Origin of the sequence: Lentzea flaviverrucosa (genome assembly GCF_003350445.1) — a bacterium.
Lineage (GTDB): Bacteria > Actinomycetota > Actinomycetes > Mycobacteriales > Pseudonocardiaceae > Lentzea > Lentzea californiensis.
This window is the reverse complement of record NZ_QQAU01000010.1, coordinates 177,563-198,825: the sequence shown is the minus strand read 5'-3', so window position 1 is coordinate 198,825 and position 21,263 is coordinate 177,563. Positions and strand designations below refer to the sequence as shown.

22 protein-coding genes and 1 pseudogene are annotated in these 21,263 nt (G+C 69.3%); 15 read left to right on the top strand and 8 right to left on the bottom strand.

Annotation, left to right across the window (positions count from 1 at the left end; all coding sequences use genetic code 11):
• Positions 1–22: 22 nt before the first annotated feature.
• Positions 23–757: a CDP-alcohol phosphatidyltransferase family protein gene (locus DFR72_RS28965; RefSeq protein ID WP_090068235.1), complete on the top strand. Its 735-nt coding sequence runs from the start codon at positions 23–25 to the stop codon at positions 755–757.
• On the top strand, positions 750–1,151 hold the full coding sequence (locus DFR72_RS28960; RefSeq protein WP_090068237.1) for a DoxX family protein: 402 nt from the start codon (positions 750–752) through the stop codon (positions 1,149–1,151). The genes DFR72_RS28965 and DFR72_RS28960 overlap by 8 nt, the downstream gene beginning before the upstream one ends.
• Here the strand turns inward: DFR72_RS28960 and DFR72_RS28955 are convergent.
• On the bottom strand, positions 1,132–1,794 hold the full coding sequence (locus DFR72_RS28955; RefSeq protein ID WP_090068603.1) for a RibD family protein: 663 nt from the start codon (positions 1,792–1,794) through the stop codon (positions 1,132–1,134). The genes DFR72_RS28960 and DFR72_RS28955 overlap by 20 nt on opposite strands.
• Positions 1,795–1,879: 85 nt before the next feature.
• On the opposite strand from DFR72_RS28955, the gene DFR72_RS28950 reads away from it, so the two are divergent.
• Positions 1,880–3,454, top strand: a complete 1,575-nt coding sequence (locus DFR72_RS28950; RefSeq protein WP_090068605.1) for an alkaline phosphatase family protein — start codon at positions 1,880–1,882, stop codon at positions 3,452–3,454.
• An 8-nt stretch (positions 3,455–3,462) separates the two neighbouring features.
• Here the strand turns inward: DFR72_RS28950 and DFR72_RS28945 are convergent, their stop codons facing one another.
• From DFR72_RS28945 to DFR72_RS45760, 3 genes are all read right to left on the bottom strand, one after another.
• Positions 3,463–3,981, bottom strand: coding sequence for a DinB family protein (locus DFR72_RS28945; RefSeq protein WP_090068240.1), 519 nt, complete (start codon positions 3,979–3,981; stop codon positions 3,463–3,465).
• Between the two features lie 160 nt (positions 3,982–4,141).
• The gene (locus DFR72_RS28940) at positions 4,142–4,336 is read right to left on the bottom strand and encodes a hypothetical protein (protein ID WP_090068241.1); all 195 of its coding nucleotides are present in this window, start codon (positions 4,334–4,336) and stop codon (positions 4,142–4,144) included.
• 36 nt (positions 4,337–4,372) lie between these two features.
• Complete coding sequence (locus DFR72_RS45760) at positions 4,373–5,338, bottom strand: prenyltransferase/squalene oxidase repeat-containing protein (RefSeq protein WP_090068607.1); 966 nt, start codon at positions 5,336–5,338, stop codon at positions 4,373–4,375.
• A gap of 57 nt (positions 5,339–5,395) precedes the next feature.
• Here DFR72_RS45760 and DFR72_RS45755 point away from each other — a divergent pair, with 57 nt between their 5' ends.
• Together DFR72_RS45755 and DFR72_RS28930 are read left to right on the top strand one after the other, a co-directional pair.
• Entirely contained in the window at positions 5,396–6,112 is a 717-nt protein-coding gene (locus tag DFR72_RS45755) for a hypothetical protein (protein WP_090068243.1), read from the top strand.
• Between the two features lie 10 nt (positions 6,113–6,122).
• Positions 6,123–6,692, top strand: coding sequence for a DinB family protein (locus DFR72_RS28930; RefSeq protein WP_090068245.1), 570 nt, complete (start codon positions 6,123–6,125; stop codon positions 6,690–6,692).
• On the opposite strand, the gene DFR72_RS28925 is transcribed toward DFR72_RS28930, so the two are convergent.
• The gene (locus DFR72_RS28925; RefSeq protein ID WP_245983600.1) at positions 6,623–7,750 is read right to left on the bottom strand and encodes an MFS transporter; all 1,128 of its coding nucleotides are present in this window, start codon (positions 7,748–7,750) and stop codon (positions 6,623–6,625) included. The genes DFR72_RS28930 and DFR72_RS28925 overlap by 70 nt on opposite strands.
• 120 nt (positions 7,751–7,870) lie before the next feature.
• On the opposite strand from DFR72_RS28925, the gene DFR72_RS28920 reads away from it, so the two are divergent.
• Genes DFR72_RS28920 through DFR72_RS28910 form a run of 3 tightly spaced genes read left to right on the top strand, consistent with a single transcriptional unit; the run spans position 7,871 to position 10,478 of the window.
• Positions 7,871–8,356 (top strand): phosphatase PAP2 family protein, encoded by a 486-nt coding sequence (locus DFR72_RS28920; RefSeq protein WP_143086825.1) that lies wholly within the window; start codon positions 7,871–7,873, stop codon positions 8,354–8,356.
• Positions 8,353–9,834: a sensor histidine kinase gene (locus tag DFR72_RS28915; protein ID WP_090068251.1), complete on the top strand. Its 1,482-nt coding sequence runs from the start codon at positions 8,353–8,355 to the stop codon at positions 9,832–9,834. Before DFR72_RS28920 ends, DFR72_RS28915 begins: the two co-directional genes overlap by 4 nt.
• Positions 9,831–10,478 carry a response regulator gene (locus DFR72_RS28910; protein WP_090068609.1) on the top strand — a complete coding sequence of 216 codons (648 nt, stop codon included), beginning with the start codon at positions 9,831–9,833 and terminating at the stop codon, positions 10,476–10,478. Before DFR72_RS28915 ends, DFR72_RS28910 begins: the two co-directional genes overlap by 4 nt.
• On the opposite strand, the gene DFR72_RS28905 is transcribed toward DFR72_RS28910, so the two are convergent.
• Both DFR72_RS28905 and DFR72_RS28900 read right to left on the bottom strand, forming a co-directional pair.
• Positions 10,479–12,059, bottom strand: coding sequence for a solute symporter family protein (locus DFR72_RS28905; RefSeq protein ID WP_090068253.1), 1,581 nt, complete (start codon positions 12,057–12,059; stop codon positions 10,479–10,481).
• A 3-nt stretch (positions 12,060–12,062) separates the two neighbouring features.
• Positions 12,063–12,479 carry a DUF485 domain-containing protein gene (locus tag DFR72_RS28900; RefSeq protein WP_090068254.1) on the bottom strand — a complete coding sequence of 139 codons (417 nt, stop codon included), beginning with the start codon at positions 12,477–12,479 and terminating at the stop codon, positions 12,063–12,065.
• Positions 12,480–12,776: 297 nt separating this feature from the next.
• Here DFR72_RS28900 and DFR72_RS28895 point away from each other — a divergent pair.
• From DFR72_RS28895 to DFR72_RS28870, 7 genes and pseudogenes are all read left to right on the top strand, one after another.
• Positions 12,777–14,090: pseudogene (locus DFR72_RS28895) on the top strand (OFA family MFS transporter); the annotation flags it as partial.
• A 134-nt stretch (positions 14,091–14,224) separates the two neighbouring features.
• Positions 14,225–14,350: an MFS transporter small subunit gene (locus tag DFR72_RS47575; protein ID WP_256239446.1), complete on the top strand. Its 126-nt coding sequence runs from the start codon at positions 14,225–14,227 to the stop codon at positions 14,348–14,350.
• Positions 14,350–16,440, top strand: coding sequence for a sensor histidine kinase (locus tag DFR72_RS28890; RefSeq protein ID WP_090068260.1), 2,091 nt, complete (start codon positions 14,350–14,352; stop codon positions 16,438–16,440). The genes DFR72_RS47575 and DFR72_RS28890 overlap by 1 nt, the downstream gene beginning before the upstream one ends.
• On the top strand, positions 16,437–16,835 hold the full coding sequence (locus DFR72_RS28885) for a roadblock/LC7 domain-containing protein (RefSeq protein ID WP_090068262.1): 399 nt from the start codon (positions 16,437–16,439) through the stop codon (positions 16,833–16,835). Before DFR72_RS28890 ends, DFR72_RS28885 begins: the two co-directional genes overlap by 4 nt.
• Entirely contained in the window at positions 16,832–17,359 is a 528-nt protein-coding gene (locus DFR72_RS28880; RefSeq protein WP_090068264.1) for a DUF742 domain-containing protein, read from the top strand. The genes DFR72_RS28885 and DFR72_RS28880 overlap by 4 nt, the downstream gene beginning before the upstream one ends.
• A 53-nt stretch (positions 17,360–17,412) precedes the next feature.
• A complete protein-coding gene (locus DFR72_RS28875; protein ID WP_090068266.1) occupies positions 17,413–18,003 on the top strand; it encodes a nitroreductase family protein in 591 nt (196 codons plus the stop codon).
• On the top strand, positions 17,994–20,909 hold the full coding sequence (locus DFR72_RS28870; RefSeq protein ID WP_170176433.1) for an AfsR/SARP family transcriptional regulator: 2,916 nt from the start codon (positions 17,994–17,996) through the stop codon (positions 20,907–20,909). Before DFR72_RS28875 ends, DFR72_RS28870 begins: the two co-directional genes overlap by 10 nt.
• On the opposite strand, the gene DFR72_RS45750 is transcribed toward DFR72_RS28870, so the two are convergent.
• Positions 20,878–21,027: a hypothetical protein gene (locus DFR72_RS45750; protein ID WP_170176432.1), complete on the bottom strand. Its 150-nt coding sequence runs from the start codon at positions 21,025–21,027 to the stop codon at positions 20,878–20,880. The two genes, DFR72_RS28870 and DFR72_RS45750, sit on opposite strands and share 32 nt — an antisense overlap.
• Positions 21,028–21,263 lie beyond the last annotated feature (236 nt).

Genomic DNA, 21,263 nt, shown 5'->3' with positions numbered 1-21,263 from the left:
CGAAGTTCGTTAGGGGCACCTGATGATCACACTTCAGCACACCAGGACCGCACCCGTCCTGCGGGAGCCTGCCATCTGGGCGGTGCTCCAGGTCCTCGCGCTGGGCGTGGTCGGTGCCACCACCGGTCTCGGCCCGCTCGGCTGGGCCGCCGGTCTGGCCTACGGGTTCGCCACGTGGGCGTTCCTCGGCTACGGCATGCAACGACACCGCACCTCGGCTTTGGGTCCTGCTGACCGGGTCACGCTCGCTCGCGGCCTGATGGTCGGCGCGGTGACCGCCCTGGTCGCGGACCGCGCCGGGCAGGACGTCCCGGTCGCGCTGGTCGTGACGCTGGCGGCCGTCGCGCTGTCACTCGACTGGGTGGACGGCCAGGTCGCTCGCCGCACGGGCACCTCGACCGCGCTGGGCGCCCGGTTCGACATGGAGGTCGACGCGTTCCTGATCCTGGTGCTCAGCGCGTACGTGGCCGTGCACATGGGGCCGTGGGTGCTCGCGATCGGGCTCATGCGGTACGTGTTCGTGGCCGCTTCCTGGCGCTTCCGCTGGATGAACGCGCCGTTGCCGGGCAGCTACGCCCGCAAGGTCGTGGCCGCGGTCCAGGGGATCTTCCTCGTCGTGGCGGCGTCCGGCCTGCTGCCGTTCGCGGGCGTCCTCGTTGGTCTCGCGCTGGCATCGCTCGTGTGGTCGTTCGGTCGCGATGTGCTCTGGCTGTGGAACAACGCGGCCGTTTCGGTGCGAGAATCCCGCCATGCCTGAGCAGACCTCAACAGCGGCGAAGATCGGCAACATCGTCGTCTGGATCCTGCAGATCGTGCTCGCCGTGCAGTTCGTGATGAACGGCTACGCGCTGTTCACCGACTCGTTCGTCGCCAAGTTCGACGACATCGGCTTCGGTCAGTGGTTCCGCTACTTCACCGGTGTGCTGGAGATCGCCACCGCGATCGGCCTGCTCATCCCGCGCATCTGCGGCCTCGCGGCGCTGGGCCTCGCGGGCATCATGGCCGGCGCGGCGCTGACCGAGCTGACGCTGGTCACCAACGGCGGCTTCGACGACGCGATGATGCCGCTGATCTTCATGGTGTGGGCGCTGGTGATCGCGGTCTACCGCCGCGAACAGATCTTCGGCGCGCTCAAGCTCGTTCGGAAGTGACTTTCGGGAAGTAGCGGAGCACCGCGACGTCCCCGACTTTCGTGACGTCCTCCAGGTGGAATCGGCGTGCCGGTCCACCGGGGAATTCGGCGGGATTCACGAAACGCGGGGCCGTCGCCTGTCCGATCAGCATCGGTGCCACCGCCACCCGGATCTCGTCGGCCAGTCCGGCTTCGAGGAACGCGGTGTGAATGCTCGTGCCGCCTTCGACCATGAGCTTTCTCACGCCTCGCGCGCCGAGATCGTCGAGAATCTCCGAGAATTCGCTGAAGGTCTTCGTCTCGGTGAGGTGGCCGACCGTGGTCTCCGGGGTGCGCGAGTACACCAGGCTGGCCCCGCCGCAGTGCCAGAACCGCAGGTCAGGGTCCAGATTTCCACTTCTGGTGACGGTGACGCGCAACGGGTACTCCGGTTTGCCGTCCGCTGTTCGCGCCGCGCGCCGCTCGTCGCTGTAGACGAGCAGTCGCGCGTTGTCACGGCGCAACGTCTCGGCCCCCGCCAGAATCGCGTCCGACTCCGCGCGCATCCGGTCGACGTGGTCGAAGTCCTCGGCGTTCGAAAGAGGGAACCTCTCGGTGCCGCGGTCGTCGATGTGGCCGTCGAGGCTGACGGCGACGCTGAGCAGAACGTGCGGGCGGGTCACGAAGCCGATCGTAGAGCAGGTGAACCGTTCGCGGGCCTTGCCGCGTTTTACCTCATAGGGTCTGGAAAGGGGCTTCTCGGTGAAGATGTTGCTGCGACGGACGGCCACGGTGCTGGCAGGGCTGTTCGTGTTGTTCGTGCTCATCGCACCGAGCGACCTCGAGAAGTTCTCCTTCGAGGCGTTCCTGCGGGTGCCGCTCGAAGGCCTCGTCGGCGTGCTCGTGCTGGTGCTGCTGCCGGACCGGTTCCGCAAGCCCGCAGCCATCGCGGGAGGTGTCGCGCTGGGTCTGTTCACGGTCGTGAAGATCATGGACATCGGCTTCGACATGGTGCTGTACCGGCCGTTCGACCTCGTGCTGGACTGGCCGCTGCTGGTGCCCGCCATCGACTTCGTGGACGTGACGTTCGGCCGCTTCGCCTCCGTTCTCGCCGTGGGGCTCGCGGTCGTGCTGGTCGCCGGGATCGTGTTCGTCGCGGCGGTGTCCGTGCAGCGCCTCGGTTCTGTCGCCGCCGGACGGCGTCCCGTCGCGATCCGGGCCGTGGCCGCGGCGGTCGTGGTGTGCGTTTCTCTTGCCGTGCCGGGGGTTCCGGTCTACTCCGACGCCGCCGCGACGGCGCTGGTCGACCACGCGCGGCGCGTCCAGGCCGGTCTGAACGACCGGGAGGTGTTCGCGGCGGAGGCCTCGGCCGACGCGTTCCGCGACCGCCCCGGACTGCTGTCCTCGTTGCAGGGCAAGGACGTCGTCTTCACGTTCGTGGAGAGCTACGGCAAGTCGGCGCTGGACATGCCGGACGTCGCCGCGAAGCTGGCCCAGGGCAACGACCGGCTGAAGGCGGCCGGGTACTCGTCCCGCTCGGCGTACCTGACGTCGCCGACCGCCGGCGGGGGCAGCTGGATGGCGCAGGCGACGTTGCTGTCCGGGCTGTGGATCGACAACCAGCAGCGGTACCGCAACCTCGTGGCCTCCGACCGGCTGACGCTGCCGCGTGCGTTCCGGGAGTCGTCGTGGCGTTCGGTCGGTGTCGTCCCCGGCATCACGCAGGCGTGGCCGGAGGGCGACTTCTTCCACTACGACAAGATCTACGCCGCCCAGGACCTCGGTTACAACGGCCCGCGGTTCGGCTATGCGACGACCCCCGACCAGTTCACCTTGGAGTCGTTCCAACGCAACGAGCGCGCGAAGGCCCACGGCCCGGTGATGGCGGCGATCCCGATGGTGTCCTCGCACGCGCCGTGGTCACCGACCCCGGACTCCGTGAACTGGGACGAACTGGGCGACGGCTCGATCTACTCGACGATGCCCGCATCGAACGACCCGCCCGAGTCGATCTTCGGCCGCGACCCTGCGGCTGTGCGCGCCGACTACGCGCATTCCATCTCGTACTCGCTGGAGTCCGTGCTCTCGTACATCGAGAAGTACGGCGACGAGAACCTGGTGATGGTGTTCCTCGGCGACCACCAGCCCGCGCAGATGGTGACCGGCGAAGGAGCCTCGCGGGACGTGCCGATCACCGTCGTCGCCAAGGACCCGGCCGTGATGGCCGAGGTCGGGGCCTGGAAGTGGGACGACGGGATCAAGCCGGGAGGGTCGGCCCCGGTGTCGCGGATGAGCGACTTCCGGGACCAGTTCCTCTCGACCTTCTCGCCGCCGAACGCCTAGCGCCTAGCTCAGCCCATCGTCTTCTGACCGTCGATCGTCTCGCGGATGATGTCCGCGTGGCCCGCGTGCTGCGAGGTCTCGGCGACGATGTGAACGAACACGCGCCGGGCCGACCACGTCTTGCCCTCGGGGAACCACGGGGCGGACGGCAGCGGGTGCGAGAGGTCCATGTCGACCGTCTCGACCAGCTTGTCGGTGTGCGCCGCGATGTCGTTGTAGCGGGCGATGATGCTCTCCAGCGTCTCGCCCGGCTCCATGCGGAAGTTCGCCTCGTGGTTCTCGTAGTCCGTCGACTCGGGGTCGGACTCCATCGCCGAGGTGCCGTGCTCGATGAACTTGACCCAGCTCTCCTCGACCGTCGCGACGTGCTTGATCAGACCGCCGATGCTGAGCGCGCTCGCGGTCGGGCTCGACGCCGCCTGCTCGTCGCTCAGGCCCTGCGCGGTGAACGTCAGGAACCAGCGGTGCTGCTTCAGGGTCTCGAGGAGGTCCGCGCGCTCGCCGGTGAGGATCTCGGTGGTGGTCATCGCTTCTGTCCTTCGCTCGTTTGTCCCGACATGAAGGACTCTAGGACCACTTGAGGTCAGCTTGTGTCCTAGACGAACGGCCGCTCAAGCCAAACTCGAGCGACATTCGAGCGATCCCGCGTTGACCTGGCGTCACCCTCCGTGAGTCAGCCGAAAGTGCCTACTCGTCGAGGTAACCGTCGCCCGGACGGTCGACGCGGCCGCCGCCCTCCTCGGTCTCCTCGATGTGCATCGCCGTCTCCTCGGGCGAGGTGACGAAGTCGCCTCCGCCTGCCTCGACCGCGACCGCGTCCGGTTCCTCGTCGACGGGCTCGCCGCCACCCTCGGGCGTCGTGAACTGCTGGTGTTCGGTCATGCCCTCGTGGTTTCCGGCGAACCGGGCGCGCAAACGTCAGCAGTGCAGGGTCGGAGCCCCGTCCGGGCCGCCGCTGCGGAGCGTGACGAGGTTCGCCCCGGTCAGCCCCAGCACGGCCTGGGCCGTCGCGCGGGTGGCGGTGGCCTTGTCGAAGCCGGACGCGTCGAACGCGATCGCGCCCTTCTCCACGCCGGCACACCCGACCTGCAGCGACTTCAGGTAGTCACGTGCCCTCACCGCCGCGATGCCGTTCACGACCTGCGCCGCGAGCCCCGTGCTGTTGGCGTTCGAGCCGCCCAGCGCGGCCGGGAACCCGCCGTCCGCCTGCTGCTTCGACCGCAGCCAGGTCAGAGCGCTGACGGTCGGCTTGCCCTGCGTGCGCAGGGCCTGCACGACGATGGCGGTGGCGTCCACGTCGCTGACGCACGGCGAGGTCTCGAACGTCACGGGGAAGCCGCCGTCCGGGCACTGGCTCGCGGCCAGGTAGGAGGCGCCCTGGGCGTCACGGCCCAGGGCGAACAGGGCGTAGGACTGGGTGAAGGCGTTCGAGAAGTCACCGAACTGCGAGCGGTCGGAGAACCGGCCGGACGGTGCCTGCAACGCCTTGAGGCCCGCAACCAGGTCGACGTCGCCGAACGCACGCGGGTTCTTGCCCTTCACCCGCGCGGCCACGGCCAGCTTGGCGTGCGCGCCGGCGTACGACTCGCCGTCCGAGCCGAGGTAGGCGCTGGAGGTCTCGGGCTTCGCGAGCCAGGCGATGGCGCGGTCCGCGTAGTCGTCGGCGGTGCGGGCCGCCGCGAAGGCGAAGATCGCGTCGATCGTCAGGCCCTGGTCCGGGTACTTCACGCCACCGAACTCGGTCTCCAGGCGCTCGCCGTCGGCCATCTGCCTCGCGAGCCACCCGGCCGCGGCGTCGACGCGATGGGCGGTGCCGGCCGAAGCGGGTACCGCAGTGGTCGCCAGGGAGGCGCCGAGCAGGGCGGCGATGATCAGTTTCTGCACGTCCCCGACCTTCTCATTCCGCACGTCGGGGCCACCGTGTTTTGCCAGACTCGTGGCATGCGTCTCGCCCTGTCCCTGCTCCTGGTGCTGGCCGCGTGCTCGGCGACGCCCGCCGACCCGGTGGCACTGCTCGACGGCTGGCGAGACGCGATCGGGAAGCAGAAGTCGGTGCGGCTCGACGTGAAGATCGACGTGGAGGGCAAGGACCCGCGCAAGCAGACCTACGCCGGTGTGGTGCACTTCAGCTGGATGGGCGGCACGCCGCAGTGGGACGTGACCGCGCACGTCGAGAACAGGTACCGCACCACCGACTACCGCTCGGTGAGCGTGCAGCACGACGACTACCTCAGCCACAGCGACCTCACCCTGCCGCCCGGCAAGGAGTTCTCCAGCATGGGGCTCAACGACGCGCCGTGGGTGGGCCCGCTCTCGGTGGAGTTGTCGCTGGCAGCGAAGGAGTACCGGCCCAGCGGAGTGTTCACCGGGATCGACCGCAAGACCGTCCGGCTCGTCGAGCACGACGGCGACCGGTACGTGTTCGCCGCGGGTGGCGTGCCGCACTCGGGCGGCTACACGAACGGCGACGTGCGGCTCGTCGTCGAGGTGGACGACGAGGACCGGGTGGTCCGGGCCGAGCGCAGCACGCCGTCCGTCGACGGGCAGACCGAGCGGCTCACCGCCGTGTACAGCCAGTGGGGCACCGCGCCGGACGTGCTGCGGCCGCCGCAGGAGGTCGTGGCGAAACCGAAGGACGTTGTCGCCCAACGCCGTTAGGGTCGGCGGCATGATCGCTCACGACCTCCAGCGCTACCTCCAGGAGTCACGCGACTCGGTCCTGTCCTCTTTGGACGGACTGGGCGAGTACGACGTCCGGCGCCCGCTCGTGCCCAGCGGCACCAACCTGCTCGGCCTGGTGAAACACCTGATCGGCATCGAGTTCGGCTACCTAGGCGACAGCGTGGGCCGTCCGGCGCCGGTCACGCTGCCGTGGAACGAGGACGGGTCGGTCTGGGAGAACGGCGACCTGTGGGCCAAGCCGTCCGAGTCCCGCGAATACCTCGTCGACCTGTACCGCCAGGCCTGGAAGCACACCGACGAGTCGATCGCGGAGCTGCCGCTGGACGCCCCGGGCTCGGTGGCGTGGTGGCCGGAGCACCGGCGGCAGACCACGTTCGGGCACCTGCTCGTCCGCGTCACGGCGGAGACCGCGCAGCACGCCGGGCACTGCGACGTCGTGCGCGAGCTGATCGACGGCCGGTCCGGCGCGGACAACCCCGACGGCTACTACGACCTGGTCCTGAGCATGGCGAGCGCACCGACCACGGGACCGGGCACGAGCAGCAGGAACGCGTAACGCCAGGTCACGACGTCAGCGAGTAGCGGAACGAGCTGGATGCTGACCACCGTCAGCCCGAACCCGGCGGCGGTCAGCGCGGTGAGCGCCGTCCCGACGTAGCGCGGGTCGGCGACCTCGCTCAGCGACGCCGAGAACACCCCGGAGTCCGCGATCACCGAGGCGCCCCACACCGCGCAGAACGCGATCAGCAGCGGTGTTCCCCACGCGAGCGGCGAGAGCAGGCAGCACAGGCCGCTCACCGTCAGCGCTCCCACGGCGGCGGGCGCGCGTCCGAACCTGTCCGCCGCCCAGCCGCCCGCGAGACAGCCGGCGAACCCCGCCACGCCCATCGTCAGGAACACCGTGACACCAACGGGTTCGCCCGAACTCAGCAGGAACGTCGGCAGCCACGTCCACAGCGCGTACAGCTCCCACATGTGCCCGTAGTAGCCGAGGTTCACCAGCCGCGGCTTGCGTTCCCGGAACATCTGCACGGCGTAACGCGGGTTGAGCTGTGCGGTCGTGGCGGTCAGGAACGGGCCGGGCCGCACGAACAACAGCGCCACCACCGCACCCAGCAGAGCGATGGCCGCGGCGGCGAAGAGCACCTCGCGCCACGGCAGCCGCCCGAACACATGAGGGAGCGCCGACCCCAGCGTGAGCGCCCCGATCAGCACGCCCAGCGCCCGTCCGCGGTTGCGGGTCTCCGACCAGGACGCCATCAGCTTCATGCCCACCGGGTAGACACCGGCGAGCGCCACCCCGGTCAGGAACCGCAACGGGATCGCGGCCCCCAGCCCGTCCACGACCAGCCCGAGCACGAGCGTGAACACCGCTCCCAGAGCCGCGGAACAGGCGAGCAACATGTGCGGGCGGACGCGGTCGGCCAGGTTCAGCACCGTGGCCCCGACCGCGCCCGCCACGAAACCGAGCTGCACGGACGCCGTCAGCCACACCGCCGCGCCCGCGCTGATGCCCCACTCGGCTCGAAGCGAAGGAACGACGGCGGACATCGAGAACCACACGGCCAGTCCGAGGACCTGGACGAGTGCGATGGCCGCTCGCTGGATCAGCACCCGGTGCATTCTCCACGCTTCGGCCGTCGCCGCAGGACGGTGGCGCCCTGTCGAAAGTAAAGGTCACCCGGTTCCGAAGGGCAGGGGCGCGGGAGCCGATGTCTTCGTAGGTTCGGCTGGGTGACTTGGCTGACTGTGGGCACCGACGCGGTGCTCGGGGTGTTCGCGTTGATGTTCTTGTTGCTGTGGTTCCAGCACCGGCTGCGGGCGTTCCTCGCCGGCGCGGGTGTGGTGGTGGCGTACGCGATCAGCGAGGTCGTCAAGCTGGTCGTGCGCGAGGAACGGCCCTGCCGCACCGCGCCGTCGATGGCGGAGTGCCCGGCGCCGGGTGACTGGTCGTTCCCCAGCAACCACTCGGTGATCGCCGGTGCGTCCGCGATGGCGATCTGGGCGCTGCACCGGACCTACGGCTGGGTGGCAGCGGTGTGCGCGATCGCGGCGGCGTCGTCGCGGGTGGTCGTGGGTGTCCACTATGTACACGACGTCATGGCCGGGCTGGCACTCGGAGCGTTGGTGTCGTGGGGGATCGCGGTGCTGCTGGACAGGAGGCGGCAGCGGCGCGAGGTGGCGGACGCGCCGACCGTGGTGATGCAGCGACTGCGATGATGGTCGCCGTGTGGGTGCGGCTGGTCCTGTGGGTGTGCGCGGCGATGCCGGTGGTGGCCGCGGCGGCGACCTCCCGGCCGGGACGCCTCGCGGTCTGGGAAGTATTGCTGTACCTGGTGGTTCTCGCCGCGGCGTTCAAGGTCGTGGCGCGCAGGCCGGCGGTGGCGCTCGGGCTCGCGCTCGGCGCGTGGCTGGTCTGCTACCTCCTGCGGGTCGAGTTCGACAGCGCCACCGGCGTGATCGCGCTGGCACCTGCGCTCGCGATCACGAGCTTCCTCGCCGGACGGCAGGCGGAGGACCCGCGCGCGACCGCGATCGCGCTGACCCTCGCGGAGATCGCCGGTGTCGTCGTGGCTCTCACCGAACGCGGTGGCTCCGACACCGCGCTCGCCGTCACGTCCGGCATCGGCGTGCTCGGTGTCGTGCCCTGGGCCTTCGGCCGGTTCCGCCGCCGGTACGGGGAGCTGCAGGAGGTCGGCTGGGAGCACGCCTCGTTGCTGGAGCGGAGCGTCGAGAACGCCCGCAACGCCGAACGCGCCCGGCTCGCGGGCGAGATGCACGACCTCGTCGGCCACGAGCTGGCACGGGCCGCGTTGCTGACCGGCGCGCTGGAGCTGGAACCGACGCTCACCGCGCAACAGCGCGAGGCGGCCAAGACCGCCCGTGCCAGTGTCACGGCCGCGGCGGAACGGCTCGCCGACGTCATGCAGGTGCTGCGGGCCGACGAGGACGAACCCGTCGCGACGATCGAGGAGGTCGTTGCCAGGAGCGGACTCGACGTCGAGCTCGTCAACGGCCGCAAGACCGCGATCGACGGCATCATCGCGCGGACGGTCCACCGGGTGACGGCCGAAGCGCTGACGAACGTGATCAAGCACGCGCCCGGCGCGAAGGTCATCGTGAGCCTGTCCGCGAACCTGGAACTGCGCATCACCAACGGTCCCGCGCCGAAGACCCAGGCGGTCGGCAGCGGCAAGGGACTCGTGGGCCTCGCCGAACGCGTCGCGCTCGTCGGCGGCTGGTTCGAGGCCGCGCCCTCCGACGACGGAGGGTTCGAGGTCAGGGCGAAGCTCCCGGAACGCCCCCGCGCCCGGACGACGCCCACGCACGTTCGCCGCGAACGCACGGAGAAGGAACTCCGCAAGAGCGCCAAACGCACGGTCCTGATCACCACGGGCGTGTGCGCGGGAATCGCGATCGGCGTGCCCGGCTACATGGTGTTCGACGCCGTGACGTCCGTTCTCACGCCGCAGCAGTTCGAACGGGCACAAGCCGGGCAACACGAGGACACCCTCGACCTGCCGCTGCGCACCCGCGTCGACAACCCGCTCGGCGTCACCGCGCCGCCGGGCACCGAGTGCCGCTACTACAGCACGCACCCCAACCCGTTCGACGGCGACCGCCACGACCTGCACCAGCTGTGCTTCCGGGATGATCGGCTCGTGTCCAAGCAGTGGCTCGCCAGGAGGAGCGGTTGATCAGGGTCGTGCTCGCGGACGACGAGCCGGTGGTCAGGTTCGGCGTGAAGGCCGTCCTCGGCACCGCCGGGGACGTCGAGGTCGTCGCCGAGGCGGAGAACGGCAGCGCGGTGATCGACCTCGTCGCCCGGCACCGTCCCGACGTCGCGGTGCTCGACATCCGCATGCCCGTGTTCGACGGGCTGGACGCGGCCAAGGTGATCCGCGAGTGCCACCCCGGCACGAAGACGCTGGTGCTGACCACGTTCGCGGACGACGCGTACATCAGCCGGGCGCTGGGGGAGGGCGCGGCCGGGTTCGTGCTGAAGACCGGCGACCCGCAGGAGATCATCTCCGGGGTGCGCGCCGTCGCGAACGGCGGCGCGTTCCTGTCCCCGATGGTGGCGAAGCGAGTCGTGGACCAGCTCTCCCGCGCGCATCCGCGACCGCTTGCGACGCAACGGATCGAGGTCCTGACCGCACGGGAGCGCGAGGTGCTCGGCCTGGTCGGCGCGGGCCTGTCCAACGCCGAGATCGCCGCGCGCCTCCACGTCGTCGAGGGCACCGTGAAGGTCTACGTCAGCACGATCTTCCGGCAGTTGGGCGTGCGCAACCGGGTGCAGGCCGCGATCATCGCCCACGAGTCCGGGATCATTCCCGGTTGATCAGGTGCGGGCGCCGATGCCCGAGATCGCCCGGACTTCCATCTCCGCCGACTTGGCGGCCATCTCCGGCTCGCGCTTCGAGAAGATCGTGGCGAAGAACCCGCACAGGAACGAGAACGGGATCGACACCAGGCCGGGGTTGCCGAGCGGGAACCACGCGAAGTCGATGTCCGGGAAGATCGACGTCTTCGCGCCCGACATCACCGGCGAGAAGATGATCAGCGTCAGGCACGAGCCCAGACCGCCGTAGATGCTCCACAGCGTGCCGGTGGTGTTGAAGCGCCGCCAGAAGATCGTGTAGAGGATCGTCGACAGGTTCGCCGAGGCCGCGAGCGCCAGCGCCAGCGACACGAGGAACGCGACGTTCTGCCCGTTCGCCGCGATGCCGCCGATGATCGACAGGACGCCGACCACCACTGCCGTCAGCCGCGCGACCCGGATCTCCCTGCGGGGCTCGGCGTTGCCGCGCTTGATCACGTTCGCGTAGACGTCGTGCGCGAACGAGGCGGAGGCCGCCAGCGTCAGGCCGGCGACGACCGCGAGGATCGTGGCGAAGGCGACGGCGGACACGACGCCGAGCAGCACCGCGCCACCGATCTCGAACGCGAGCAGCGGCGCGGCGGAGTTCTCGCCACCCGGTGCCGCGGCGATCTTGTCGGTGCCGACCAGGGCCATCGCGCCGAAGCCGATCACCAGCGTGCACAGGTAGAAGATGACCATCGTCCAGGTCGCCCACACGACCGAACGACGCGCCTCGGAGGCGTTCGGCACGGTGTAGAAGCGCATCAGCACGTGCGGCAGCGACGCGATGCCCAGCACCAGCGACAGCGCCAGCGAGACGAAGTCCAGTTTGGACATCGCGCTGAAGCCGTACTTCGCACCAGGATCCAGCACCGCCTCGCCGAGCTGGTTGTTCTCGGTGGCCTGCTGCATGATCGCGGACAGGCTGAACCCGAACTTGCCCAGCAGGAAGACGCTCATCAGCGTCACGCAGAGCAGCAGCAGGACGGCCTTGATGATCTGCACCCAGGTCGTGCCCTTCATGCCGCCGATCAGCACGTAGAGCACCATCACCATGCCGACCAGCGCGATCAGGACCGCCTGGCCCCACTTCGAGGTCACGTTGAGCAGCAACGCGATCAGGCCGCCGGCGCCCGCCATCTGCGCGATCATGTAGAAGAACGAGATCACCAGCGTCGCGTTCGCCGCGGCCGCGCGGACCGGGCGCTGCTTCATCCGGAACGCCAGCACGTCGCCGACGGTGAAGCGGCCGGTGTTGCGCAGGCCCTCCGCGATCAGCAGCAGGCCGACGAGCCACGCGACGACCCAGCCGACGGAGTAGAGGAACCCGTCGTAGCCGTGCGCCGCGATGCCGCCGGAGATGCCGAGGAACGACGCGGCGGACAGGAAGTCGCCGGACAGCGCCACGCCGTTCTGGGCGCCGGTGAACGAGCTGCCGGCGGCGTAGTAGTCCGACGCCGTCACGTTGCGGCTGCTCACGCGGTAGACGATGTAAAGGGTGATCAGGACGAACACCGCGAAGACGCTGAGGTTCAGCACCGGGTTGCCGGTGGTGGGCATGACTTACTCCTCGACGCCCGTCTTCTCGGCGAGCAATTTCCGCTGCGGGTCCAGCCGTCGCTTTGCGTAACGGGCATAACCGAGCGTGATGATGATCGAAGTCACAAACTGTCCGAGGCCCAGCAGGATCCCGAGGTTGATCACGCCGATCACCTTGGTGCTGACGAAGTCTTTCGCGTACGCGGACAGCAGTACGAAGGTCAGGTACGACGCGAGGAAAAGCGCGGTCATCGGGAAGATGAACGTCGTGAGCCGCCGGCGGAGGACACGGAATTCGTCGGTCTGCCGAATCAGCTCGTAGTTCGGTGTGCCGTCGGAATCGACGTACGACAAAGTATCCGGGTCGTCGAACGACGCGAAACCCCGGATTTCCCGGTACTCGTGCTGCGCTTCGCCAGGCGACCTGATCGCCTTGGTCATGTACCCCTGCCCCTCGTGTGCGGCGCCCACTGTAGCGGTCTCACGTGTGCAGTCAACGTGACGCGGAACCCGGAAACGGACGAAACCGGACCAATGCCGAACGCTGACCGGACTGAAACCGGACTGAAAGTCCGGCACCCATTCGTCTCAAATGGTTCGAACCAGGCTTTGTATCATGTGGACGGTCGCGAGTTGCATCAGGTGCAACACCTGAAGCCTTGGTCAAGCCCGTTGTCGCACGTGTGCACCTGGCCTAGGATCGATCGGTCCGCGTTATTGGTGACGGTTGGGGATAAAGTGGGGTTCTTAGCGCGCGAACGTCAAGTCGCGCCTCCCGGATGGAACCGCTGGCTCGTTCCGCCCGCAGCTCTGGCGATTCATCTCTCCATTGGCCAGGCCTACGCCTGGAGCGTCTTCAAGACGCCGCTGGAGAAATCTCTCGGCATCACCGGAACGCAGTCCGCACTGCCGTTCCAGCTCGGCATCGTGATGCTCGGGCTCTCCGCCGCCGTGCTCGGCACGACGGTCGAGCGCAGGGGCCCGCGCTGGGCCATGCTGATGTCCCTGATCGCCTTCTGCTCCGGTCTGCTGATCTCGGCGGCCGGCGTGTGGGCCGGTCAGTACTGGGTCGTCGTCCTCGGTTACGGCCTCGTCGGCGGCATCGGTCTCGGCATCGGCTACATCTCGCCGGTCTCGACGCTGATCAAGTGGTTCCCCGACCGGCCGGGCATGGCGACCGGCATCGCGATCATGGGCTTCGGCGGCGGCGCGCTGATCGCGTCACCGTGGTCGACCTCGATGCTGACGGCGTTCGGCGCCACCACGTCGGGCATCGGCAAGGCCTTCCTCGTGCACGGCATCGTCTACGCGGTCTTCATGAGCGTCGGCGTGCTGCTGATCCGCCTCCCCTCCCCGGAGTTCACGGCGGAGAAGGTGGCGCTGCTCAAGGACAGGCCGAAGGCCAACGTCGGCTTCAACGTCTCCGCGAACAACGCGATCAAGACGCCGCAGTTCTGGCTGCTGTGGGTCGTGCTCTGCTTCAACGTCACCGCGGGCATCGGCATCCTGGAGAAGGCCGCGCCGATGCTGGTCGACTTCTTCAAGGAGTCCTCGACTCCCGTGGCCGCCACCGCGGCGACCGGTTTCGTGGCACTGCTGTCCGCCGCGAACATGGCGGGCCGGTTCGTCTGGTCGTCCACTTCGGACATCGTGGGCCGCAAGAACATCTACCGCCTCTACCTCGGCGTCGGCGCACTGCTCTACCTGGTGCTGCTGACGGTCGGCTCGACCAGCACCCCGCTGTTCGTGATCGCGGCGATGGTGATCCTGTCGTTCTACGGCGCGGGCTTCGCGACCGTCCCGGCGTACCTGCGCGACCTGTTCGGCACCTACCAGGTCGGTGCGATCCACGGTCGCCTGCTCACCGCGTGGTCGGTGGCCGGCGTCCTCGGGCCGCTGATCGTCAACGCCATCGCCGACGCGGGCAAGAAGGCGGGCCACACCGGACCCGACTTGTACGCCACGTCGTTCTACATCATGATCGCGCTGCTCGTCGTCGGGTTCATCGCGAACGAGCTGATCCGCCCGGTCGACCCGAAGTTCCACGAACCCGAGGTCGCGGACGAGACGGACAGGCCCTCGCCGAAGGGCGACGACGACGCCACGGTCACCAAGTGGAACGAGGCCGAGGCTGCGGACGTCGCAGAGACGGCTGAGAAGGAAGACGCGGAAGGCGTGGTGAAGAAGTGAGCTCACCCCGAGAGAACCGATCGAGCACGTTGCTGCTGGTCGGTGCCTGGCTGTGGGTGGGTCTGCCGCTCGCCTACGGCCTGTACCGGCTCTTCCTGAACGCGGCCAAGCTCTTCGTCTGATGTTCAACGCGCTCGTGAACTGGCGCAACTGGCGCCTGCCGGTCAAGCTCGCCGCGGTGTTGATCGTTCCGGTCACCATCGCGGTGGGCTCCGGCGTGTTGCAGATCAACTCGCAGATCGACCGCGCCGAGACCTACGCGGCGCTCCAGCGACTGGTGAAGGTCCGCGCCGCCCTGATCCCCGTGATCGAGGGCGTGCAGGCGGAACGGCGCATCGTCGCCGAGGGCGCCGGCCCGGAGATCCTCTCCGAGCAGAGCAAGCGCACCGACGACGCCCGCGCGGTACTGCGCGACCAGATCGGCAAGACCTCGCTCAGCGAGGTCGTGACCGCCCGCCTCAGCGACGTCCAGAACCGCATCGGCGACCTGACGGTGTTGCGCGACCGCAGCAGCAACGACATCCCCGCGGTGATCAAGATCTACACCGAGCTCACCGACTCGCTGCTCGACGTCGACGAGGTGATGGCCAGCGAGTTCGGCGACGCCGCCCTGCTGCGCACCGCGATGGGTCTGCACCACGTGGTGCACGTCCGCGACCAGGTGCTCTACCAGCAGGCCGTCGTGCTGTCCGGGCTCACCCGCGGCCAGCTCACCAACGCCGAGGTCCGCGCGCTGGTCGAGTCGAACGTCAAGCTCGGCTACATCGCGGACGAGTTCGCGGCCCTCGCGACGCCCGACCAGATGAAGGTCTACGGCAAGAACTTCAGCGGCCCGGACATCGAGGCCCAGCGCACGATGCTGGCCACGGCGGTGCTGCACCCGACCTCGGACGCGCCCAGCACCGGCACCAACGCGAACAGGCCCAAACCGCCGTTGCCGATCGCGGCGGCGGACTGGAGCAGGGCGACGGATGCCGTCGCCACGTCGATGGGCAGCGTGGTGACGGGGCTGCAGGACGATCTGCGCGCCACCGCCGACCGCCTGCGGGACGAGAGCAGCGACGCCGCCGGTGCCGCGTCCGCGATCCTGTTCGCCAGCATCATCCTGGCCGCCACCATCGGGTTCGTGGTCGGCCGCTACCTGCTGCGCTCGCTGAACGCGCTGCGCCGCTCCGCGCTCGACGTGGCCTGGGACACACTTCCCGAAATGGTCGCGACGGGACGCGGCAGCACCGAGATCGAGCCCGTGCCGGTGCACACGACGGAGGAGTTCGGCCAGGTGGCGCGCGCGTTCGACGCGGTGCACCAGCAGGCCGTGAAGTCGGTCATCGAGCAGGCCGGCATGCGCGCGAACATGCGCAACATCTTCGTGAACCTCTCGCGGCGCAGCCAGAGCCTCGTCGAACGCCAGCTCAAGCTGATGGAGGAGCTGGAGAAGTACGAGGAGGACCCGGACCAGCTCGCGAACCTCTTCAAGCTCGACCACCTCGCCACCCGCATGCGCCGCAACAACGAGAACCTGATGGTGCTCTCCGGCGGCGACGTGGCCCGGCGGTTCCACAAGCCGATCCCGCTCACCGACGTGCTGCGCGCGGCGGCCGCGGAGATCGAGCAGTACCAGCGGGTCATGGTGCACACGGCACCCAACGCCGAGGTCGTCGGGTACGTGGCGAGCGACCTGGTCCGCCTGCTCGCCGAGCTCCTCGACAACGCGACGGCGTTCTCGCCGCCGCACACCCAGGTCTCGATCAGCGCGTCGATCGAGGCGGGCGACATCGTGCAGATCGACGTGGTCGACCAGGGCATCGGCATCGACCCCGAGGCCATGGAGGGCGTGAACCAGCGGCTCGCGGCCGCGGGGGAGGGCGTGGACGTCCAGGTCTTCCGCGAAATGGGACTCTTCGTCGTGGGCAGGCTCGCCGCACGCCACCAGATCGTGGTACGTCTGGACGCACAACAAGGTGCCGGGACTCGCGCGATCGTGTTGGTTCCGGCCGAACTGGCACCACGACGGCAGGAGTCCTGGGAGTCTTTCCGAGGGGAGACGATCGAACGGCAGCAGGCATCGTGGTTCCAGCAGACGACGCCGGCCGCCGCACCGCAGCCTCCCCCCGCGCCCGCACGCCAGACGCCGGAATCGGCCCGAGGCTTCCTCGACGCGTTCCAGCGGGGTGTGCAACGCGGCCTTCCCGAAAACCAGGAGAGTCGATGAGCACGCAGGTGGACCAGTTCGGCTGGCTGGTCACCAACTTCGCCGAACGCACCCCCGGCATCGAGCACGCCGTGGTGATCTCCGCGGACGGCCTGGTGTTGATCTCGTCCTCGAAGCTGCCCGCGCACGTCGCGCCGCAGTTCGCGGCGATCGTGGCCGGTGTGGTCTCCCTCGCCGACTCGGCGTCGCAGTGCTTCGCCGGTGAGTCGGTCGTCCGCACGGTCGTGCAGATGGACAGGGGCGTGATGCTGCTGTCCTCGATCAGCGACGGCTCCGTCCTCGCGGTGCTGGCGTCGTCCTCGGCCGACGTCGCGCAGATCGCGTACGAGATGACCGTCGTCGTGCGGCAGGTGGGCCAGCTGCTCACGCCGGAACTGCGGGCTGAGCTCCTATGAGCAGGGAACCGGACGATCAGGTCAACTTCGGTGACCTGATGAGCGGGTTCAGCTTCGACAGCGACCGGATCCGCAAGCGGGGCAAGAAGAAGGCCCAGCGCGCACCGGAACCGCCGCCGGAGCCGGACCCGTACGCGACGCTGCCGTTCGACGAGATCCCGCCACTGCCCTCGGTGGAGTCGGGGTACGACTCGTCGTCGATCGTGCGCGCCTACGCGTGGACCGGCGGCCGCACCACGTCCGACGTGCACCTGGAGATCGAGACCCTGGTCTCGGTCAACGAGTTCTCGTCCACGGCCGTGCGCCCGGAGCACCAGGACGTGCTGGCCCTGTGCATGCAGCCCCGTTCGGTGGCGGAGATCGCCGCCCTGCGCGGGCTGCCGCTGGGCGTCACGAAGGTGCTGCTCGGTGACATGGCCGGGCACGGGCTGATCGACGTGCACCGCACGGCGTCGTCGTACGGCGGCGACAGGCCGGACGGGATGCTGCTGGAACGGGTGCTGGCGGGGCTTCGCCGGCTCTGAGTGGATCTCCCCGGACGCTGCTACGGTCGGAAGACCTATCTGGGGAGGTACGGGTGGAGTTCCAGGACGTGGTTCGCCGCCGGCGGATGGTGCGCAAGTTCAGCGACGAGCCGGTCAGCGACGAGAGCATCCAGCGGATCATGCGCAACGCCGTGCGCGGTCCGTCGGCGGGGTTCTCGCAGGGTCAGGGTTTCCTCGTGCTGCGGGGCGAGCCGTTGCGGCGGCTCACCGAGATGTTCGAGTGGTGGGGCGGGGAAGAGGCGAAGACCGCGCCGGTCGTCGTCATCCCGTTCTCGGCCAAGACCGTCTACCTCGAGCGCTACTCCCAGTCGGACAAGGCGTGGACCTCGCTCGGCGAGGAGGACCGCTGGCCCGTGCCGTACTGGGACATCGACACCGGCATGGCCTCGTTGCTGATCCTGCAGACGGCCGTGGACGAGGGCCTGGGCGCCGTGTTCTTCGGCACGGACAAGGAGACGTGGCCCGAGCTGCGCGCGGCGTTCGGGGTGCCGGACACCTACACGCCGATCGGGATGATCGCGATCGGGCACTCGGCGGAGGAGGGCGTCTCCGAGGGTGCCTCGCCACTGCGGCGCAAGCGCAAGGCGTTCGACGAGGTCGTGCACTGGGGTCAGTGGCAGTGAGGTCGTTCGGCCTGCTCGGGCCGTTGGACGTGGTGCTCGACGGGCGCCACGTCTACATCCCGCCGGGGAAGCGGCGCGTGGTGCTGGCCGCCTTGCTGCTGCGTCCGGGGCAGGTGGTCGGTGTCGACGAGCTCGTCGAGCTGGCCGGCGGTTCGCGCAACGCTCTGCAGACCACGGTCGGCCGCCTCCGCGAGGCCCTGCCCGGCATCGTGCTGACCAGGCCCGGCGGTTACCTGCTGGACGTGCGGCCCGACGAGGTCGACGTCCACCGGTTCGGCCGGCTGGAACCGGCGGAGGCGCTGGCGCTCTGGCGCGGCCGCCCGTTCGCGGACATCGGCAGCGACGCGCTCGAACGCGACCACGCGCCCGCGTTGACCGAGCAGTACCTGACGACGCTGGAAGCCCGGATCGAGGCCGACCTGCGCGCGGGCGGGCACGAACGGCTGGTGCCCGAACTGCGTGCGCTCACCCGGCAGCACCCGGCCAGGGAACGGATGTGGGCACAGCTGATCGTGGCGCTGCACCGCTGCGACCGGCAGACCGAGGCGTTGCAGGCGTACGACGACATCCGCGGCAGACTGGCGGAGGAACTCGGCCTCGACCCCGGCAAGGACCTGCAGAAGGCGCACCAGCAGGTGCTCACGGCCGACAACCGGCCGCGCGTGCGCAACGACCTGCCCGGCGACATCGCCGACTTCGCAGGACGTGCCTCGGACCTGGACGAGATCCTCGCCGCCGTGCCGTCCGGGTGCGTCGCGATCACCGCCATCGACGGCATGGCGGGCATCGGCAAGACCACGATCGCGGTCCGCGCCGCCCACCGGCTCGCTTCCCGTTTCCCGGACGCACAACTGTTCGTGGACCTGCACTCCTACACCGCGGGCGTAGCACCGCGCACGCCGTCGGACGCGCTGCTGGAACTGCTGACGGCGCTCGGCGTGCCCGCGCAGGACATCCCGGACGGCCTGGACGCCCGCGCAGCCCGGTGGCGCGCGGAAATGGCGCACCGCAAGGCACTCGTGGTGCTCGACAACGCGGGCAGCACCGCCCAGGTCCGCCCGTTGCTGCCCGGCACGGGCCTGGTGCTGGTCACCAGCAGGCGCCGCCTCGTCGACCTGGACGCCGCCCGCACGATCTCGCTGGACGTGCTGTCCGAAGAGGACTCGCTGAACCTGCTGGCGAGCATCGCCGGCAGGAAGGACGAGGACTGCCGGGAGGTGGTGCGGCTGTGCGGATACCTCCCGCTGGCCGTGCGGATCGTCGGTGCCCGCTGGCGCACGCGCCCGGTGTGGTCCGCGCAGGACCTCGTCCGCCGCCTCACCGAGCAGCGGCTGACGGAACTGACCGCGGGCGAACGCAGCGTCGCGGGCGCGTTCGCGTTGTCCTACCAGCAACTCACGCCCGAGCAGCAGCGCCTGTTCCGGCGCCTGGGTATGCACACCGGAGAGGACTGGGACGCGCACCTCGCTGCCGCCGTCATCGGCACCACCCGTGCCGAGGCCGAACGGCTGCTCGACGAGCTCCTGGACGCGCACCTGGTGCAGCAGAAGGAGAACGGCCGCTACCGCTTCCACGACCTGCTGGCGGACCACGCCAAGGCGTCGGTCGACCCGGCGGAGCGGAAAGAGGCGATCGCGCGGATCCTCGACCACTACCTGCGTGGCGCGGAGGACTCCGCGCGGAGGATCGCCCCGGGCCGTCCGGAACTCGACTCGGCCGTCACCCACGAGCTGGTCGACCCGCCGCGGTTCCGCACCCCGTTCGAAGCTCTGGCGTGGCAGGAGGCCGAGCGGCTGAACCTCAGGGCCGCCGTCTACCTCGCGGCGTACGAAGGGTTCTTCCACCACGCGTGGCAGTTACCGCACCAGTTCGCCCACTACCTGCTGTTGCGCGGCTCCGGCAGGGAGCGGGTCGAGGTGCTGAACGTCGCCCTCGGCGCCGCACGTCACCTCGGTGACCTGAAGGCTCGCGCGGAAGCGTTGCGGGGCCTGGGTTCGGCGTACATGGAGGACGGCGACCCGAAGGCGGAGAAGGACCTGCGCGAGGCTCTCGCCCTCATGCGGCAGATCGGCGACCTGCGCGGTGAGGCGTCCGTGTTGGGCCTGCTCGGCATGATCGCGCGCGAACGGCACGACTACGAGGGGTCGCTGGACCACTTCGAACGCGGTGTCGTGCTGATGCGGCAGGCGGGTGCGCCGACGGGGATGGCGGCCGCGCTGCACAACATCGGCATCAACCACGCCCAGCAGGGCCGGACCGAGGAGGCCTTGGCGTACATGGGCGAGGCCGTCGCGTTGATGGAGGAACACGGTGATGTCCGGGCCGCCGCCCTGACGCTGCACAACATCGCTCATGTGCACTTCGACGCGTTCGCCGACGAGGAGTGCCTGGTCCACGCGGACCGGTCGCTGGTCGCCTACCGCGAGTCGGCCGACCGCCGCGGGGAAGCGCTCGCCCTGACCGACTACGCCTACTGGCGTTACGAAATGGGCCATCACGCCGTCGCACGCGAGCTGGCGCGTGAGGCGGCACGGCTGTGCCGGACGTACACGAACCTCCCCGACGACCACGCGGTGCTGGCGTCCATGGAGGACGTGCGAGACCACATCGGACAGGCCGCGTTGCTCGTCTCCCTGTCACTCGACGCCCAGCTGGGCGGAAGACCGGCCGAGGCGCTCGGCCACCTGCGCCGGTGCCTGGTGATCGTGCGGGAGCGCAGCTGGTGGAGCGTGGACCGCGTGCTCGGGCAGCTCTCCGCCGTGCACCTGGCGCTGGGTGACCGGGTCGCCGCCGTCCGGTGCGCGGAGGAGGCGGTGGCCGCGGCCAGGAGCACGCCCCAGCCGCGGGCCGCAGCCTTCGCGGAACAGACCCTCGCTAGAGCGAAAGCCCCAGCGCCACCAACGTGATCACGGCCGCCGCCAGCACGGCGAAGGCCACCCACTGCGCGATCCTGTCCGACGTCCTGCGCATTCCCCTGCTCCCCTCGGTGGTGTCGCCACCGAGGGTCGTGAAGTCCGTCCCCACGCCGTCCCCACCGCGATCACACCGATTCAGGGGAATGCGACCGGGGTATTGCTCCAACGGAGTGCTTGGCTCGCCCGTAAGATTCCGTTAGGGTCGCATTCGCGAGCAATTGGCAGGGTGGCGTGCGTTATCAAAAATCGCCCGAAAATTGATCAGAAATTAGCCACTTGTTCGATTGAAACCATCTCGCTGCTCCGTCCGGGTGGCGCCTTCCACGGCAGGACCAGCCGTTGCTC

Excerpts from the sequence above, each read along its gene's own strand:
- DFR72_RS28890 (WP_090068260.1), top strand. The coding sequence starts at position 14,350 with ATGTTCAACGCGCTCGTGAACTGGCGCAACTGGCGCCTGCCGGTCAAG.
- DFR72_RS28885 (WP_090068262.1), top strand. The coding sequence starts at position 16,437 with ATGAGCACGCAGGTGGACCAGTTCGGCTGGCTGGTCACCAACTTCGCC.
- DFR72_RS28965 (WP_090068235.1), top strand. The coding sequence starts at position 23 with ATGATCACACTTCAGCACACCAGGACCGCACCCGTCCTGCGGGAGCCT.
- DFR72_RS28960 (WP_090068237.1), top strand. The coding sequence starts at position 750 with ATGCCTGAGCAGACCTCAACAGCGGCGAAGATCGGCAACATCGTCGTC.
- DFR72_RS28945 (WP_090068240.1), bottom strand. The coding sequence starts at position 3,981 with ATGACCACCACCGAGATCCTCACCGGCGAGCGCGCGGACCTCCTCGAG.
- DFR72_RS28915 (WP_090068251.1), top strand. The coding sequence starts at position 8,353 with ATGATGGTCGCCGTGTGGGTGCGGCTGGTCCTGTGGGTGTGCGCGGCG.
- DFR72_RS28900 (WP_090068254.1), bottom strand. The coding sequence starts at position 12,479 with ATGACCAAGGCGATCAGGTCGCCTGGCGAAGCGCAGCACGAGTACCGG.
- DFR72_RS28940 (WP_090068241.1), bottom strand. The coding sequence starts at position 4,336 with ATGACCGAACACCAGCAGTTCACGACGCCCGAGGGTGGCGGCGAGCCC.
- DFR72_RS28930 (WP_090068245.1), top strand. The coding sequence starts at position 6,123 with ATGATCGCTCACGACCTCCAGCGCTACCTCCAGGAGTCACGCGACTCG.
- DFR72_RS28905 (WP_090068253.1), bottom strand. The coding sequence starts at position 12,059 with ATGCCCACCACCGGCAACCCGGTGCTGAACCTCAGCGTCTTCGCGGTG.
- DFR72_RS28880 (WP_090068264.1), top strand. The coding sequence starts at position 16,832 with ATGAGCAGGGAACCGGACGATCAGGTCAACTTCGGTGACCTGATGAGC.
- DFR72_RS28950 (WP_090068605.1), top strand. The coding sequence starts at position 1,880 with ATGTTGCTGCGACGGACGGCCACGGTGCTGGCAGGGCTGTTCGTGTTG.
- DFR72_RS45755 (WP_090068243.1), top strand. The coding sequence starts at position 5,396 with ATGCGTCTCGCCCTGTCCCTGCTCCTGGTGCTGGCCGCGTGCTCGGCG.